Source organism: Mucilaginibacter segetis (assembly GCF_016522075.1).
GTDB classification, from domain to species: Bacteria; Bacteroidota; Bacteroidia; order Sphingobacteriales; family Sphingobacteriaceae; genus Mucilaginibacter; species Mucilaginibacter segetis.
In genome coordinates, this window is the sequence record NZ_JAEHFW010000003.1 from 143,220 (window position 1) to 159,462 (window position 16,243).

General features: G+C 40.6%; 13 protein-coding genes. 6 read left to right on the forward strand and 7 right to left on the reverse strand.

The genetic code is table 11. The annotated features are described in order from the left end of the window. Positions 1-122: 122 nt before the first annotated feature. From ggt to I5M19_RS14330, 4 genes are all read left to right on the forward strand, one after another. On the forward strand, positions 123-1,829 hold the full coding sequence (ggt, locus tag I5M19_RS14315) for a gamma-glutamyltransferase (protein ID WP_200067044.1): 1,707 nt from the start codon (positions 123-125) through the stop codon (positions 1,827-1,829). Positions 1,830-1,895: 66 nt separating this feature from the next. Then, positions 1,896-2,339 (forward strand): MarR family winged helix-turn-helix transcriptional regulator, encoded by a 444-nt coding sequence (locus I5M19_RS14320; protein WP_200067045.1) that lies wholly within the window; start codon positions 1,896-1,898, stop codon positions 2,337-2,339. A gap of 88 nt (positions 2,340-2,427) precedes the next feature. Continuing rightward, positions 2,428-2,922 (forward strand): FKBP-type peptidyl-prolyl cis-trans isomerase, encoded by a 495-nt coding sequence (locus I5M19_RS14325; protein WP_200067046.1) that lies wholly within the window; start codon positions 2,428-2,430, stop codon positions 2,920-2,922. A gap of 5 nt (positions 2,923-2,927) precedes the next feature. Then, on the forward strand, positions 2,928-3,848 hold the full coding sequence (locus I5M19_RS14330) for an FKBP-type peptidyl-prolyl cis-trans isomerase (RefSeq protein WP_200067047.1): 921 nt from the start codon (positions 2,928-2,930) through the stop codon (positions 3,846-3,848). A gap of 1 nt (position 3,849) precedes the next feature. Here I5M19_RS14330 and I5M19_RS14335 read toward each other — a convergent pair whose 3' ends face one another. Genes I5M19_RS14335 through I5M19_RS14360 form a run of 6 tightly spaced genes read right to left on the reverse strand, consistent with a single transcriptional unit; the run spans position 3,850 to position 10,329 of the window. Beyond that, positions 3,850-5,160: a cryptochrome/photolyase family protein gene (locus tag I5M19_RS14335; RefSeq protein ID WP_200067048.1), complete on the reverse strand. Its 1,311-nt coding sequence runs from the start codon at positions 5,158-5,160 to the stop codon at positions 3,850-3,852. After that, on the reverse strand, positions 5,153-6,058 hold the full coding sequence (locus tag I5M19_RS14340; RefSeq protein WP_200067049.1) for a TIGR01777 family oxidoreductase: 906 nt from the start codon (positions 6,056-6,058) through the stop codon (positions 5,153-5,155). Before I5M19_RS14340 ends, I5M19_RS14335 begins: the two co-directional genes overlap by 8 nt. A 12-nt stretch (positions 6,059-6,070) precedes the next feature. Continuing rightward, positions 6,071-7,522, reverse strand: coding sequence for an SDR family oxidoreductase (locus I5M19_RS14345; RefSeq protein WP_200067050.1), 1,452 nt, complete (start codon positions 7,520-7,522; stop codon positions 6,071-6,073). A 51-nt stretch (positions 7,523-7,573) separates the two neighbouring features. Beyond that, positions 7,574-8,899 carry an ABC1 kinase family protein gene (locus tag I5M19_RS14350; RefSeq protein WP_200067051.1) on the reverse strand — a complete coding sequence of 442 codons (1,326 nt, stop codon included), beginning with the start codon at positions 8,897-8,899 and terminating at the stop codon, positions 7,574-7,576. A gap of 6 nt (positions 8,900-8,905) precedes the next feature. Then, positions 8,906-9,622 carry an HAD family hydrolase gene (locus tag I5M19_RS14355; protein WP_200067052.1) on the reverse strand — a complete coding sequence of 239 codons (717 nt, stop codon included), beginning with the start codon at positions 9,620-9,622 and terminating at the stop codon, positions 8,906-8,908. A 56-nt stretch (positions 9,623-9,678) separates the two neighbouring features. After that, complete coding sequence (locus tag I5M19_RS14360; protein ID WP_200067053.1) at positions 9,679-10,329, reverse strand: TetR family transcriptional regulator C-terminal domain-containing protein; 651 nt, start codon at positions 10,327-10,329, stop codon at positions 9,679-9,681. Positions 10,330-10,583: 254 nt separating this feature from the next. Between I5M19_RS14360 and I5M19_RS14365 the strand changes: the two genes are divergently transcribed. Continuing rightward, positions 10,584-11,906, forward strand: a complete 1,323-nt coding sequence (locus I5M19_RS14365) for a DASH family cryptochrome (RefSeq protein ID WP_200067054.1) — start codon at positions 10,584-10,586, stop codon at positions 11,904-11,906. 431 nt (positions 11,907-12,337) lie between these two features. Here the strand turns inward: I5M19_RS14365 and I5M19_RS14370 are convergent, their stop codons facing one another. Further along, the gene (locus tag I5M19_RS14370; RefSeq protein WP_200067055.1) at positions 12,338-13,204 is read right to left on the reverse strand and encodes a DUF3667 domain-containing protein; all 867 of its coding nucleotides are present in this window, start codon (positions 13,202-13,204) and stop codon (positions 12,338-12,340) included. A 192-nt stretch (positions 13,205-13,396) separates the two neighbouring features. On the opposite strand from I5M19_RS14370, the gene I5M19_RS14375 reads away from it, so the two are divergent. Next, positions 13,397-16,201 (forward strand): 2-oxoglutarate dehydrogenase E1 component, encoded by a 2,805-nt coding sequence (locus I5M19_RS14375; protein WP_200067056.1) that lies wholly within the window; start codon positions 13,397-13,399, stop codon positions 16,199-16,201. The last annotated feature ends 42 nt before the right edge of the window (positions 16,202-16,243 follow it).

A 16,243-nucleotide genomic window follows, 5' to 3' on the forward strand; every position in this document is an offset into this window, starting at 1 on the left:
GCTCGTTTAAAAAAGATTAACCTTAAAAAAGCCTCTATATCATTGATTTTCAAGAGTAGTAAACTCTCAATTTCTTGTGGAATTTTAGTTGCAAAACATTTAAATTGGCAAAAATATAAATAATGAATAAGCATTATATCTGTTATAAAATAACTTTTGTTGCTGCCATACTGTGTTTTGGCATTGGCTGTACACAGGGAGAGTTGGGCCAAAATATTAGTGGCGAATATCATAATGGAGTGGTAGTTTGTGCTTATCCCGATGCGGCGAAAGCTGGTTTGGAGATCCTGAAAAAGGGTGGTAATGCGGTTGATGCCGCGGTAGCCGTACAGTTTGCGCTGGCTGTAACACTGCCCGAGGCCGGAAATATCGGCGGGGGTGGCTTTATGGTTTACAGAGATGCACAAGGCAATACCAATACGCTCGATTTTAGAGAAAAAGCGCCGCAGGGCGCAAGTACCAATATGTACCTGGATAGTGCCGGAAACGTGATACCTGATATGAGCCTGTATACCCATCAGGCATCGGGTATACCGGGCTCCGTTGATGGGATGATAGAGGCACATAAAAAGTATGGCAGGTTAAAATGGGCCGAATTGGTACAACCCGCCATTGATCTGGCAAATAACGGATTTAAAATAACAGCGCATCTGGCTAATGATTTGAACAGTAATCACGATGTTTTTATAAAGGCTAACCCGGGTAAAAATTATCTGTTAAAGGAAACTGACTGGAAAGAGGGGGACCTGTTGATACAAAAAGATCTGGGTAACACATTAGAACTGATAAGGGATAAAGAACGGGACGGTTTTTATAGCGGCGCGGTGGCGGATAAGGTAGTGGCAGAAATGCAAAAAGGAGGCGGACTTATAACTAAAGCAGATTTGCAAAATTATCATGCGATTTGGCGAAAACCTATCACAGGGAAGTACAAAGAATATAAAATAATTACCATGCCACCACCATCAAGCGGAGGCATAGCACTGGTGCAACTATTAAAATCAGTTGAGAATTACCCTTTGCAACGATGGGGTCATAACAGCGACTCCACAGTTCAGTTAGTTACTGAGGCTGAACGCAGAGTGTATGCCGATAGGTCGAAGTATTTAGGCGATCCTGATTTTTATGACGTACCTGTAGATAGCCTGTTAGATTCAGCTTATATAATTAAACGAATGAATTCATTTAGCTGGAGCGCGGCAACTCCCAGCACCAGTATACAACCCGGTGTGTTTGTAGGGCACGAGAGTGATCAAACTACGCATTATTCCATTGTTGACCATCATGGTAACGCCGTATCTATTACCACAACACTTAATGACTCGTTTGGATCGAAGATATTTGTTGCGGGTGCAGGCTTTTTGCTGAATAACGAGATGGATGATTTTAGTTCAAAACCAGGTGTGCCTAACATGTTTGGCCTGGTTGGCGGTAAGGCTAATAGTATACAACCGGGTAAACGTATGCTGTCATCAATGACGCCGACTATTGTTGAAAAAAATGGAAAGTTGTTTATGGTAGTAGGTACACCGGGCGGGGCAACTATTATTACATCAGTTTTTCAAACCATATTAAATGTTGTTGAATTTGATAAAAGCATGCAACAGGCGGTAGCAGCGAAACGTTTTCATCACCAATGGCTTCCGGATCAGATATATGTAGAAAAGGACGCTTTAGATACGCTTACAGTTGCCGACCTCGAGGAAAAAGGCTATAAAATAGTAGTGCGCGGCCCAATAGGGCGGGTAGACGGGATACTGAAAACCAAATGGGGGTATTACCAGGCGGGCGCAGATCCCCGGGGGGATGATACGGCTATGGGCTGGTAAATATTGCTTTAGCAGTATAAACCGGAATGTACTAACGTAGGTAAAAAGTATTATGTTTGTTGCGTTATGCGAAGCAGTGTAAAACATCAGGAGACGATTGATTATTTTTTAAAAATTGTTTGGCAAACAGTTGCTAACCGCTATAATCAGTTAGTTACAGAATTTGGTATAACTCAGTCAATAGGCTATTTACTTATTAATATTGATGATGTTGAGGGTACTACGGTATCACACGCGGCGGCATTGCTTGGCCTTAAATCAACAAGCCTGTCGCGTATGCTTAATCAGCTCGAAAAGAACGGATTGATATACAGGGAGTCTAATAAAGGAGATAAGCGTTCTGTAAAAATTTACCTGACTGAATTGGGAAAAGAAAAGCGCCAACTTGCTAAAGATGTGGTTAAACAGTTTAATAATTACCTTAATGCGCACATCAGCGAGGCAGACAAGCAATATTTAACAGATATGCTGAAAAAAATAAATCAACTCACCGTTAACTATAAGCCCTGACGCCAATTTTTTCTCTCCGCTATTTGTTAAAAAATGTTAAGCTGCCTTTTTTGAATTATAAAACAATAAATTTGCCGTTTATAACAGCATGAACAGGTTACTGCTTATTTTATGGTGTGTAGTTGGATTGTGCTCCTGTAAAAAAGGGTATGATGAGGTAGCGAATTATAGAGCACAGGCTGCTAAAGATGATCAAATAATTGCCGATTATATTGCTGCGACGCCAGGATTGGCCGATGAAGCCAAACGGATTGATACAACAGGTGTTTATTATGTAGTGATAGCGCCAGGCAGCGGCAACGATCTTTTTACCAATTCCACGCGTGTTACGGTTGATTATACCGGTAAAATATTAGGAGCCGATACGGTATTTACTCAAAGCAATAATTTTCATCCTACATTCGCCTTAAGCGAGGTGATAAAAGGCTGGCAGTTAGGCATACCAAAAATAAAAAAGGGCGGAACGGTACGATTGTTAATACCGTCACGTTATGCGTATGGACCCTTTGATCAACCCTCTATAGGTTTGCCAGCAAACTCGGTGGTTGATTTTAATATACAACTTTTAGATGTAACTAATTAATATAGATGAAACAAAAGATTTTTACTTTTTTACTGATTGCCGCAACGGGTTTAACCGCGTGTAAAAAAAACGGTATAGACCCGGATATTAAAGAATACGATGAAACCCAGATTCAAAACTATATAAGCGCGAATTCCATTACCGGTTTAAGCCGCGATACTACCGGTGGCGATACTTCCGGAATGTATTACAAGATAATTAATGGTGGCAATGGCGTGCCTTTGGAATATTCGGATCGTATATCTTTTGTTTACACCCTGCGCACTTTTGACGGCAAGTATGTATCTACTGATACTATTACTAACCATTTTGATGATTACCTGGGCCACATAGCACAGGATAATTTACCAAAAGGTTTGCAAACAGCTATACATAACCTGTTAAAATATCGTGACGCCAGCATGCGGGTGCTTATCCCGTCGCATTTGGCGTATGGCACAAATGGTTACGGTACCGGTAGCGTTGAAAACACCAACAACCGTATTGCCGGTAACCAATGCCTTGATTATTATGTACATGTGATAGACGATCAGCAGGTTTATGATGATATGGTGATACAAAACTACATGAAAGCTAATAGCTTAAGTGGTTATACAAAAACCAATACTGGTTTATATTATAAGGTATTAGTGCCCGGCACCGGCGCAGAGGGTATAATTACCGATCTTTCAACTATAACTACAACCTATACAGGTACCTATTTAAATAATGTGGTATTTGATGATGCTTCTAAAACCGAAGCCGCGTCTTTTTCTCCGGCGGATTTAGTTGCAGGTGTGAGAGAGGGTTTAGAAAATTATGCTACTGAGGGTACTTCTATTTCACTTTTAGTACCATCCCGGTTGGGCTACGGAATTACAGGTACCGTCCCGGTGCATAGCTGCCTGCGGTTTGAGTTTCAGATAACCGAGGTAACTAACCAATAAATTATTTGTTAAGAGCTGCTTTAAAAGCTTTTAAACAACGTTCGCGTGCGAATGAATGGTCTACAATGGGTTTAGGATATACGCTGAAATCAGCATATTCCGGAACCCATTTTTTTACATATTTTAATTCGGGGTCAAACTTTTTAAGCTGCGATTCGGGATTAAAAATGCGGAAATAAGGCGCGGCATCGGTACCGGAACCGGCTGCCCATTGCCAGCCGCCCACATTACTGGCCATTTCGTAATCAAGCAGTTTGCGGGCAAAATAATTTTCGCCCCAGCGCCAGTCTATCAGCAGATCCTTACTTAAAAAACTGGCAACTACCATACGCACGCGGTTATGCATATAACCGGTTGCATTTAATTCCCGCATACCTGCATCAACAAGCGGGTAACCGGTACGCCCCTCGCACCATGCTTTAAATTGTTCCTCATTGTTTATCCACTTAATGCGGTCGTATTCAGGTTTAAAAGAGTTTTTTGCAGTATGCGGAAAATGATGCAATACCATCATATAAAACTCACGCCATATTAACTCATTAAGCCATGTTTTTTCATGTGCTTTATTGGCATCAGTGGCACATTGGCGTATACTTACTGTTCCAAATCGTAAATGTAAACCAATATGCGAGGTGCCATTTACTGCGGGAAAGTCTCTGTCGCGCGCGTAATGATCAATAAATTTTTCATAGTTTTTTGATGGAAAGGAGAGGTTACTTTCTGTAAAGCCCATTGTTTTTAACTCCGGTAAATTTTCAGCCTCAACATGCAGCAGGTTTTTAAGATATTTTTTAACAGGATAGGATTTAAGATAAAATGGATTTAACTTTTGTTTCCATTTACGGCTATACGGAGTAAAAACTGTGTAAGGGTTGCCATCATCTTTCACCACTTCATCTTTTTCGAAGATTACCTGATCTTTAAAACTCTTAAAGTCGATTTGATGCCCTGACAGTAGTTTTTTTATAGCATCATCGCGTTCTTTTGCATAAGGTTCGTAATCATTGTTGGTGTAAACCGATGTTATATTATATTCTTTTATCAATTTGCTAAAGGCATGTTCCGGGGTATCATACATTACTTGCAAACTGCTGTGGTGTTTGTGCAGCTGTGTGTTAATATCCTCAATGGTATTATAAATAAAAGTAACACGTGCATCATCTTTATCTTCTAATTTATCGAGGATCTCTTTGTCGAAAATAAAGACGGGTAGAACAGGATTGCCACTTTTAAGGGCGTGGTATAGTCCGGCGTTATCATCAAGCCGCAGATCGCGGCGGAACCAAAAAACAGTAACAGTATCTTTATTCATATATCGCTTTTAAGGCTGCGCTAATATCGGGAAAGGTAAATTTAAAGCCGGTGTCTTCAATTTTTTTAGCTGATACCCGGGTGCTGCCTAATACTACGGTAGCCATTTCCCCAAAAATAAGTTTTAATATAAAGGCAGGCACATTGGGCAACCACATCGGTTTATGCAATTGACGAGCAACCGCTTTAGTCATCTGCTGGTTAGTTACCGGTTGCGGAGCAACCATATTAAATACACCCTTTAAACTTTGATTTTGCAGGCCGTACAAATACATTGCAATTACATCACGGTGATGTATCCACGGAATCCATTGTTTACCGCTGCCTAAGGGCGAGCCTGCACCGAATTTTACGGGCAATGCCAGTTGGGGTAATGCGCCGCCATCTTTGGTAAGTACCACGCCGGTGCGAAATTTAACTACCCTTAGGCCCAGGGCCTCACCTTGGTCCACAGCTTTTTCCCAGGCTACGCAGCAGGAGCCCAAAAAATCATGTGCCGGAGCAGATCGTTCGGTTAGTAACTCGTCGCCGCGGTCGCTGTAATATCCTGTAGCCGATGCTGAAATAACAGTGTTAACATGGTTGGGTTTTCTCTTCATCAGGTCATAAATAAGGCCGATAGATTTGGTACGGCTCTCTATTAACAGCTTCTTTCGTTCATCGGTCCAACGTTTATCAGCTATGCCTGCACCTGCCAAATGAATAATGGTTTCTACACCATCCAGGCAGGCTTCGTCAATCTCCCCTTTTTTAATATCCCACAAATAAGTTTTAACCTGCGCTATTTTTCCGGGTGTCCGGCTTAAATGATTCACGGTGTAACCTTTGCTTAATAGGAGCGCAGTAAGCTCGCGTCCTAATAAACCCGAACCGCCGGTTATTAATATGCCTTTATTCATATATATTATATCTTATTTCTTTTCGCCATTGCCGAAATTAACAATCTCGCGGGCCATCCCGTTAAATATAAATAAATGGAAGGGCCACATTAAATACCAATACATGCGTCCCCATAAACCTTTAGGCCTGAAGGTAGCTATCTGGCTTAAGAATGTTTTATTATGATGTTCAATTATTTTAAATTCCAACCATGCTTCGCCGGGGAGTTTCATTTCGGCATATAGCAGCAGTCGTTTATTCAATTTATCTGCCAGCAGTACCCGCCAAAAATCAATTACGTCGCCTGCAGCTATGTTCACACTGCTGGTACGGCCTCTTCGGGAGCCAACCCCTCCAAAAACCTTATCTAAAAATCCGCGTATATTCCATATCCAGTCCCAATAATACCAGCCACGCTTACCACCTATGGCCATAATGTTTTTTAAAACATCCTCGCTATCGCGTTTAAAGGGGTGTTTTACTTTATACTCGAGCGTTCCCTGCTGAGGTACTTTTATCTGATCCATAAATTCTGCCGTGAGATACCCGTTATTCAAGGCATCTTTCCAACTGGAGATAATGGAGTTCTGTTCAATTTTTTCGAAAGCCAGCTTTAAGGCTTCTTCGTAGGAGAGGCAATCGCGTTTTACCACTTCGTCAATAGCATGATCCTTCATGATGGTTTCATTCTTCATACTATCCACCAAACTTTGCGCAAGCGAATAACTGGTAGAAGTAACAAAATACAGCCAGTATGAAGATATTTTTGGCGATAAAAATGGTATAGTGATAATATGACGTTTTAAACCACGCACCTTGGCGTAAGTAAGCATCATTTGCTTAAAGGTGAGTATATCTGGCCCGCCAATGTCAAATGTTCTGTTAAAAGCTTTTTGGTTAAGAATTACCCCCTCCAGATAGCCCAATACATCGCGTATGCCGATAGGCTGACACTTTGTATTTACCCACCGGGGCACGGTCATGATGGGGAGCTTTTCCGTAAGATCGCGGATGATCTCGAACGAGGAACTGCCGGAACCTATAATAATGGCTGCTCTTAATACGGTTAATGCCGCCTTACCTTCCTTAAGCACATCCTCTACATGGCGGCGCGAAAGTAAATGCTTAGACAGATCGACATCATTTACAATTCCGCTTAAGTAAATAAGCTGTTTACAATTAGTGTGATTTAAAACTTCGGTAAAATTATGGGCCGATAAGGCTTCAAGCGCGGCAAAGTCGGCCGCCTGCGACATGGAGTGCACAAGATAATAAGCAGCATCAATATCTTCCGGAAACTCTTCAATCGTTTTTTCGCGAAGCAGGTCGCCGGTTAATAAAGTTACCTTTTCGCTGTAATCATTCTGATCATGAAAGCGCCGCTTATCGCGAACCAGGCAAACCACTTCGTGGCCCTGTTCAAGCAAAATAGGGATAAGGCGTCTGCCTATGTATCCGTTAGCACCGGCAAGTAACACTTTCATGTTAGGTGCAACAAAGCAAACCGCAGGGTGTTTTACTGTGCTTAATGTTGACTACGAGGCTACCGCAACATGTGGCTTATAGGTATCTGTTTTTACCCGGGCTTTTAGCTCGTGTAATATGTTATATAAACCAAAATTAGTACGGTTTACATAAATAAAGTGCTTTACGCCACGTGCCTGTTTAAATTCGGGCATTTTGGCCACCTTTTCACCAAAGCCGAATAGTTCATCGAAAAATAATTTTTCTCCAAAATCAAAATGATCGGTAATGTAAGGTTGAGCAAACAGGCTTATCATTTGTTTATACATGGTGTAATAAAAGTCGATCTGTGCAGGGCTGTCGTTTGGCATTATCATTTCCAGTTCACGGAATGCTTTTATGGTTTCGTCCCTGTTGTCGAACAGGTTTGTAGAGGTAAGCGAGAAAAACGGATAATAAAAATCATCAGGCATTTCTTTGATACACCCAAAATCGATAACGCCCAACTTGCCTTTTGGTGTTATTAAAAAATTACCTGGGTGCGGGTCGGCGTGTACGGCACGCAGTTCGTGCTGCTGATAATTATAAAAATCCCACAAAGCCTGACCTATCTGATCGCGTAATTGCTGTGACGGGTTGGTTTGTAAAAATTCCCGCAAATGAAGTCCATCCAGCCAATCCATAGTAATTATTCGCTTGCTGGACAGTTCAGGATAATATTTAGGAAAAACAATATTGTTCAGATTGGCGCACGCCTCCGAAAATTCAATAGAACGGCGCACCTCCAGTTCGTAATCAGTTTCTTCCAGTAAGCGCTCTTCCACCTCGCGCATATAAACATCCAGTTCTTTTTCGCTCATACCCAGCATCCGGAAGGCGAATGGTTTTACCAGTTTTAAGTCAGAGGAGATAGAATCGCCCACACCGGGGTATTGTATTTTAACGGCCAGCTTTTTACCATCCATCTCCGCCTGATGCACTTGACCTATGGAAGCAGCATTATTGGAACGGATGTTGAATTTATCGTAGATCTGATCGGGGTTTTTACCGAAATATTTACGAAAGGTTTGCACAATAAGAGGCCCTGACAGCGGAGGCGCGTTATATTGCGACTGTGTAAATTTATCTACATAAGCCTGCGGCAGCAGGTTTTTATCCATACTAAGCATTTGTGCCACCTTTAACGCGCTGCCTTTTAATTCACTCAACGATTGGTATATATCTGTTGCGTTATCCTCATTCAATTCAGATTTATCCATATCCGGATTGAATAGTTTTTTGGAATAATGTTTTATATAGTTGCCGCCTATTTTAAAACCTGTTTTTACAAACCTGGCACTACGTTCCACCTTGCTGGTAGGTATACTATTTTGTTCTTTCGGGGTGTTATCGCTCATCTCCTGTCAATCAAATAAAGCGGTCAGTTTATGTACATTAATATCGGCGTAATCATTTATTACCAGGTTTGCCATCTGGCTTACTACATTGGCAGGGTGGGCCGTAGTAATGCCTACTACTTTCATGTTAGCGCTGTTGGCTGCTTTAAGTCCCGAAACGGAATCTTCGAACACCACACATTTTTGTGGCGGAGTGTTTAATTCTTCTGCCGCTTTTAAAAATATCTGCGGATCGGGCTTAGGCCGGCTTACCCTGTCACCGGTAATTATAATATCAAAATATTGCTTTAACGGAATGCCGTTAAAAATAAAATTAACATCGGCCATGTCTGACGAGGTAGCCACCGCCATTTTAATACCGGCATTTTTTAAGTCGGCAAGAAAATTTTCTAAACCGTTTACAGGTTGTAAGTAAGGTTTAAATTCCTGCTGATAAAGTAGTTGCTTTTCATGCACCAGTGCAGTTATTGCAGACTCGTCATAAATATCACCAAAAAGGCGGTTTACGGTGGTTGATATAGGTACCCCGCTTATTTCATTTAAATATTTTTCGCGTGATAAAGTACCCAGATCATGTTTTTTAAACAATAACTCCCAGGCTTTATAATGAAAAGGGGTGTTATCAATTAAAGTGCCGTCCATGTCAAATATTACGGCAATAGCTGCCAGATTTGTATCTAAGTAATGTTTACCGGTAACAGTTGCGGATGTGCTTTTGCTCAAGTTAAATGTAATTTTATAAATTAAATGATGGCAAGTTAAAGAAGAAGCGGGGGTAGCTAAAATCCCATTTTCTCTTTTATGCCGCCATTCTTTGCCAAAAATTTACCGTATTCAAACAAGTTATCTATTGGCGAACGTTGGAAAAGATCAAAGGTTACGTTAACCCCTTTTTCTATCGCTTCATCAGTTTGTTCAAAAGCGGCGGAGTTATCATTTATCCAAAAATTTAACACAAAGCCAAATTGTATCCACAAAGCATCCTTATAACGTTTGGCAAAAAACTTACGATCGGATATTTCTCCCGATTCAATGCCTTCATTAAGTATTTCAGCGGCAAATTCTTCAAAAATATCTTTAGTAGTATATAATACTTTTGGCGTGCCTAAACCACTGTGCTTTTTTATGCTGTATATAGCAAAACTGCGATTACGCTTTAATAATTCAAAAAAGCTATAGAAAAATGAAAGTGCTTTTTCGCGGGCAGAGTACTGCATCCATATCTCCTGCGTTTTTATTTCTGCAATGGTGGTTTTAGTAATATCCGCCCAAACGGTTTGCTCTACCGCGTCAAAGGAGCCAAAAAATTGATAAAAGTCCTCTTCGGTCATTTTATTTTTTTTAGCGAATACATAAACCGACTTTGGCTGCTCGCCCTGGGTTAATACATGATCTATGTAAGCCTTTTGAATTGACTGTATGGTTGCCATAATATATATGATTTGCAATATAAAAGTACGTTTTTTTAAATAAGCAAATATCATGCTTATGTATTATTAACGCCTGTAACCTATGCTTATTTTACGCGTAAAACAGAGTATATTTGGTTGTGTTTGTTAAAATTATTGGCAAAAACATCCGTAAATGTTGGCACGATGTCAAATATTGGACTGATACACGTATAAAAAGTAAATATTTAGCATTTTTGTGGCTACCCCAAATAAGTTTGGGTTAGATTGTTCATATGAGTGAAAAGACGATACTGGTTTGGTTTAGGAATGATTTGCGTATACATGATAACGAAATATTATCAGAAGCAATACGCAAGGCTGATAAAGTTTTACCGGTTTATTGTTTCGATCCGTATTACTTCACAACTGGTTTTTCAGGAATATTAAAAACGGGAAGTTTCCGTGTGAGGTTCTTACTGCAGGCGGTAGCTGATCTTCGTAAAAACTTAAGAGCGTATGGGTCTGACCTGATTATCCGCATTGGCGATCCTGCCGAAATATTGCCGGCACTTGCTGAAGAATACCAAATAAGCGAAGTATACCATCACCGAGAAGTTGCCCCCGAAGAAACAGCTGTATCTGAAAGGGTGGAAACAGCTTTGTGGAAATTGCAGCTTAATCTGAAGCATTTTATAGGGCATACACTTTATCATAAAGAGGATCTGCCTTTCCCGATAAAGGATATTCCCGATAGCTTTGTGACCTTTAAAAAAAAGGTAGAACGTGATAGTATGGTTAGGCCCTGCACACCCGCACCTGATGAAATTAACTCTCCGGAAATAAAAGATGCCGGTAAACTACCTACTCTAGAGGAATTAGGTGTACCCGAGCCGGTTGATGACCCGCGTGCTGTAGTTAAATTTAAAGGTGGGGAAACTGTTGCCTTACAGGAATTACACCAGTTTTTTGCCGATCAGGAAAGTAACAATCAAAAGAATGTACGGGGTGCCGTGTTTAATTCGTCAGGGTTGTCGCCTTTACTGGCTATTGGTTGCGTATCCCCTCGCCAGGTTTACTGGGAGGTGGTTAAATATCATAACCGACACCCCAGTAACCATACCGATCCATTAATGCTGGAGTTATTGTGGCGCGATTACTTTCGTTTTATGTTTAAAAAACATGGGCAGAAATTCTTCAGGTCGCAAGGTTTCAGCGCAGAAGCACCAGAGGCGGCCGAAAATCAGGATGAACTATTTGAGCAATGGAAAAGCGGGAAAACGGGCGTGCCGTTTATTGATGCCGCTATGCACCAGCTAAATGCCACCGGATATATTACCAATTACAGCAGGCAGGCAGTAGCTGCTTACTTAACCCACGATTTGCAGGTTGACTGGACAAAAGGCGCACTTTATTTTGAGGAAAAGCTGATAGATTATTCGCCGGCAAGTAATTGGGGTAACTGGGCCTTTATTGCAGGAGTTGGTAACGATAATAAAAGCAACCGTTTTTTTAATGCTGCAAAGCCATCAGATCAGTTAGATACAAAAAGCGATTATATAACTACCTGGTTGCCAGCAAGCCCTGAAATAAAAAAAGCCACAGAAACAGTTAGCTAACGTAACAAAATCTTGCAATAAGCGTTTATGTATTATATACCTTTGTGTAATGAACCCTTTTGAACAATTTACTGTTATAATTGGCCTGCTGGCCATCCTTTTTGAAGGGTTAGGATACGTGCGTACTTTTCTGCAAAAGCTATTGCATAAACATTAACAGGTAAATCTGTTTGGTTTTATAATTGAAAAGTGATGTTGCTTGTTTATTTAGATTGCCTGCTAATTAAATAAGCTCACACAATTGTATAAAATACAACCGGGTAAGCTTATCAAAAATCTACCTTATATAAATAGAGCATTATAACAATAAACTTCAGTGTTTTTTCATAGATGAATATAGGGTTTGGGTAGCATTTTGTGTATAGACTATCTATTGTTTATTTAGTTTAACAGTTAACAGAAATTTTCTTAAATATTTTTGTGTGTTATATTCAGGTGGTATGCATGGTATATATAACCATGTAAAACAGTGCCATACGGTAAGCAATTAGCGTAATTGTAAATATGACCATAACAAGTACAGAGCAAAATGCGGTATACCAATTACTGACTCCATAAAAACGACGTGCTGCTATACCAAAATATACACCAAGTATCAGTAAGCTTAAAATACTGGCAACAGTATCAAACATGGCCGAAAAATTACCGTGAATTATCCAGTAAAATGGTTTTCCTACTAAAAGGGTAAACAACAAATAAAATAACAGCAAAAAGGAAAAAAAATGTGTCGAAAATATAAGGTTTTCCGTAAAGTACTTCTTCTTTTTGATAAAAAGCAGTGCGCATACCGCAGCAAAAACCGGAATGAAAATAACGATATAGATCTTTGATTCGGTGCCCATCCGTTCATTAAATGTCGTGGCCATGTTTATAAGCGAATTTTCATCATGCGCCATGCTATTAATAAGCGGGCGGGTGCCAAAAGTATTATAAGGAGCAAAGGAATAATAAGTGGAAAAGGGCCTTGAAAAAGTATTAAGCTTACCCGCCAGCAAAAAGAAAAGCAAGTTGCATATTAAAAAAAACTGAAAGGGTTTGATATAATTAACCCGTCGTCCCTCTGAATAATAGGTGCTGAGCAGGCCGGGCCGGGTTATCAGCAGTTTGGCTGATCTGAAAAATTTATTATCGAAGTGTGTGAAACCCTCTAACGATTCTTCCAGGTAATGCTTTAAGGCAAAATCGTGTTTTTCTACTTGTTTTTCGCCGCAAACAGCGCAAAATTTATTATTAACCAAATTTCCGCAAGAAGCACATACGGTTTCCGTTACAGGTAAAGTTTTAGGATGATTGTTCACTATATTTTATTATAGCTAAATATAATAAATGTAATTTGTTATATGCAAGGACGTAGCTGTTAATTGCCATTTTTTAAAACTATATCTACTAACTGTCATTCTATATAAAAGTGATTGAAAGTAATAGCATATATTTTCGGCATATTCTACTATTATGCTTAGTTTTGTACCGTTTTAAAGATTGGTTTTCTCATGGATCGCATGAATTATATTAACAGCGGCAACGCATCCTACATCAACTCCCTATATGAAGCCTACCAGCAAGACCCTGAATCGGTGGATTTTGGATGGCAGAAGTTTTTTGAGGGCTTTGATTTTGGCAAAGATTCACAACCTGCCGCAGCTGCAGTTAGTGACACCCCGGAGCATTTTATTAAGGAAATTAACGTACTTAACATGATAAATGGCTACCGTACACGAGGTCATTTATTCACCAAAACCAATCCGGTACGCGAGCGCCGGAAGTATTATCCCGGTAAGGAGCTGGAAACATTCGGCTTAAGCGAAAGCGACATGGATACGGTATTCAATGCCGGTGTTGAGGTTGGCCTGGGTACCGCTACTTTGCGCGATATCCGGAAATTATTAGAAGACACCTATTGCGGATCGATAGGTGCCGAATACCGTTACATGCGCAACCCCATTAAAATTAAATGGTTTGAGGAGCGGATGGAAAGCCGCCGTAACACACCTTCTTTCAGCATTGATGAAAAAAAGGTGATCCTGAAAAAGCTGAATGAAGCAGTGCTTTTTGAGAACTTTTTGGGCACTAAATTCTTAGGGCAAAAGCGTTTCTCATTAGAAGGAGCTGAGGCACTTATACCCGCGCTTGATTCTGTTATAAAAACCGGATCAGATCTGGGTATCGAAGAGTTTATTATAGGTATGGCGCACCGTGGCCGTTTAAATGTGCTTACTAATATCATGGAGAAAACTTACAAAGAAGTTTTCTCGGAGTTTGAAGGAAAGAATTTTGATTCAGAATCACCATTTGGCGGCGATGTAAAGTACCACCTTGGGTTCTCAACGGATATTGAAACTGCCAAAGGTAAAAAGGTTCACCTTAGCCTATGTCCTAACCCTTCGCATTTAGAAGCGGTTGACCCGGTTGTAGAAGGGTTGACCCGATCAAAAATTGATTTTAAATATAATGGCGATCATTCTAAAATTGCCCCGATATTAATACACGGCGATGCTTCAGTTGCAGGACAGGGAATAGTTTACGAAGTGTTGCAAATGGAAAAACTGGACGGTTACCGCACTGGCGGTACCGTACATCTGATTATTAATAATCAGATAGGTTTTACCACCAACTATAAGGATGCCCGTTCCAGTACATATTGTACTGACGTAGCTAAAACAGTACTTGCGCCTGTTTTTCATGTTAACGGCGACGATGTGGAAGCTTTGGTATATGTAATAAATCTGGCCATGGAATACCGTCAGGAGTTTAATGCTGATGTGTTTATTGATATTTTATGTTACCGCAGATACGGCCATAACGAGGCGGATGAGCCTAAGTTTACACAGCCTTTGCTATATAAAGCCATTGAAGCACATCCCAACCCGCTGAAAATTTATAACCAGAAATTGGTAGATGAGGGCAGTGTTGATGCCGGGCTGGCTAAAAAAATGGAGAAGGAATTTCGCCAGGAATTACAGGTAATGCTGGATCAGTCAAAATCAGAAGAGCGCTTTACCGAGACCATTGCCATGTTTGAAGGCGCCTGGAAAGGTCTGCACATAGCGAAGCATAAAGAACTGATCACCTCGGTTGACACTTCAGTAAGTAAAGAAGAAATAATAGAGATAGGAAATAAGATAACCACCTTACCTGCTGATAAACAATTTTTTAAGAAGATTGAAAAGTTGTTTCAGGATCGTAATGATATGGTGAACAAAACCCAGGTATTTGACTGGGCCATGGGCGAATTGCTTGCCTACGGTACATTGTTAAAAGATGGTTTCCCGGTTAGATTAAGCGGAGAGGATGTTAAGCGGGGTACATTCTCGCATAGACACGCGGTACTTACTCTTGCCGATTCGGAAGATGAATACACCCCTTTAGAAACCATTAACGCCAACGCCAGGCTTAGCATTTACAATTCACTGTTATCAGAGTATGGTGTTTTAGGATTTGAGTACGGTTATGCTTTAGCCAACCCCAACGCGCTTACCATTTGGGAAGCCCAGTTTGGCGACTTTTTTAATGGTGCGCAAATAATTGTTGACCAATATGTAGCCAGTGCCGAAACCAAATGGCAGCGGGGCAACGGGTTAGTGATGCTATTGCCGCATGGTTATGAAGGGCAGGGGCCTGAGCATTCGTCTGCAAGGGTAGAACGCTTTTTGGAACTTTGCGCTGATGATAATATACAGGTAGCCAATTGTACAACCCCGGCTAACTTCTTTCATATTTTACGCCGGCAAATGCATCGCGATTTCCGTAAACCGCTTATTGTTTTCACCCCAAAAAGCTTATTGCGTAGTGCAGAATGCGTATCGCCTTTAACGGAATTTACCGATGGTAAGTTCCACGAGCTGATAGATGATAGTTACGCTGATGTTAAAAAGGTAAAACGTGTGCTGCTTTGTACCGGTAAAATATATTACGACCTGTTACAAAAACAACAGGAAGATAAACGTAAGGATGTAGCAATAGTTCGTGTAGAGCAGCTTTATCCTACACCTGTACAGCAAATTTTAAAAGTAAGGGCCCGATACGAAAAAGCAACCGAGTTTATTTGGGTACAGGAAGAGCCTGAGAATATGGGTGCATGGCCATATATATGCCGTAAATTCCACGATGATAAATATTTAAGATTAACAGTAATATCTCGTTTAGAGGGCAGCAGTACTGCCACCGGTTTCGCAAAACAACACGCGGCACAGCAATTACGTATTGTAACCAAAGCATTTGAAACACCGGCCGGTAAACAGGTAAAAGAAAAAATTAAAAGAGAAACAGAAAAGATGGCAAACGCCGGAGCAGATTGATAATAAAAGCTAAAGGCATTTAATATCCGGGTTTGAAAAATT

What these genes read in the sequence shown, in the direction of transcription:
- I5M19_RS14375 (WP_200067056.1), top strand. Translation starts at nt 13,397, where the DNA reads ATGGATCGCATGAATTATATTAACAGCGGCAACGCATCCTACATCAAC.
- I5M19_RS14330 (WP_200067047.1), top strand. Translation starts at nt 2,928, where the DNA reads ATGAAACAAAAGATTTTTACTTTTTTACTGATTGCCGCAACGGGTTTA.
- I5M19_RS14335 (WP_200067048.1), bottom strand. Translation starts at nt 5,160, where the DNA reads ATGAATAAAGATACTGTTACTGTTTTTTGGTTCCGCCGCGATCTGCGG.
- I5M19_RS14365 (WP_200067054.1), top strand. Translation starts at nt 10,584, where the DNA reads ATGAGTGAAAAGACGATACTGGTTTGGTTTAGGAATGATTTGCGTATA.
- I5M19_RS14360 (WP_200067053.1), bottom strand. Translation starts at nt 10,329, where the DNA reads ATGGCAACCATACAGTCAATTCAAAAGGCTTACATAGATCATGTATTA.
- ggt (WP_200067044.1), top strand. Translation starts at nt 123, where the DNA reads ATGAATAAGCATTATATCTGTTATAAAATAACTTTTGTTGCTGCCATA.
- I5M19_RS14320 (WP_200067045.1), top strand. Translation starts at nt 1,896, where the DNA reads ATGCGAAGCAGTGTAAAACATCAGGAGACGATTGATTATTTTTTAAAA.
- I5M19_RS14325 (WP_200067046.1), top strand. Translation starts at nt 2,428, where the DNA reads ATGAACAGGTTACTGCTTATTTTATGGTGTGTAGTTGGATTGTGCTCC.
- I5M19_RS14340 (WP_200067049.1), bottom strand. Translation starts at nt 6,058, where the DNA reads ATGAATAAAGGCATATTAATAACCGGCGGTTCGGGTTTATTAGGACGC.
- I5M19_RS14345 (WP_200067050.1), bottom strand. Translation starts at nt 7,522, where the DNA reads ATGAAAGTGTTACTTGCCGGTGCTAACGGATACATAGGCAGACGCCTT.
- I5M19_RS14350 (WP_200067051.1), bottom strand. Translation starts at nt 8,899, where the DNA reads ATGAGCGATAACACCCCGAAAGAACAAAATAGTATACCTACCAGCAAG.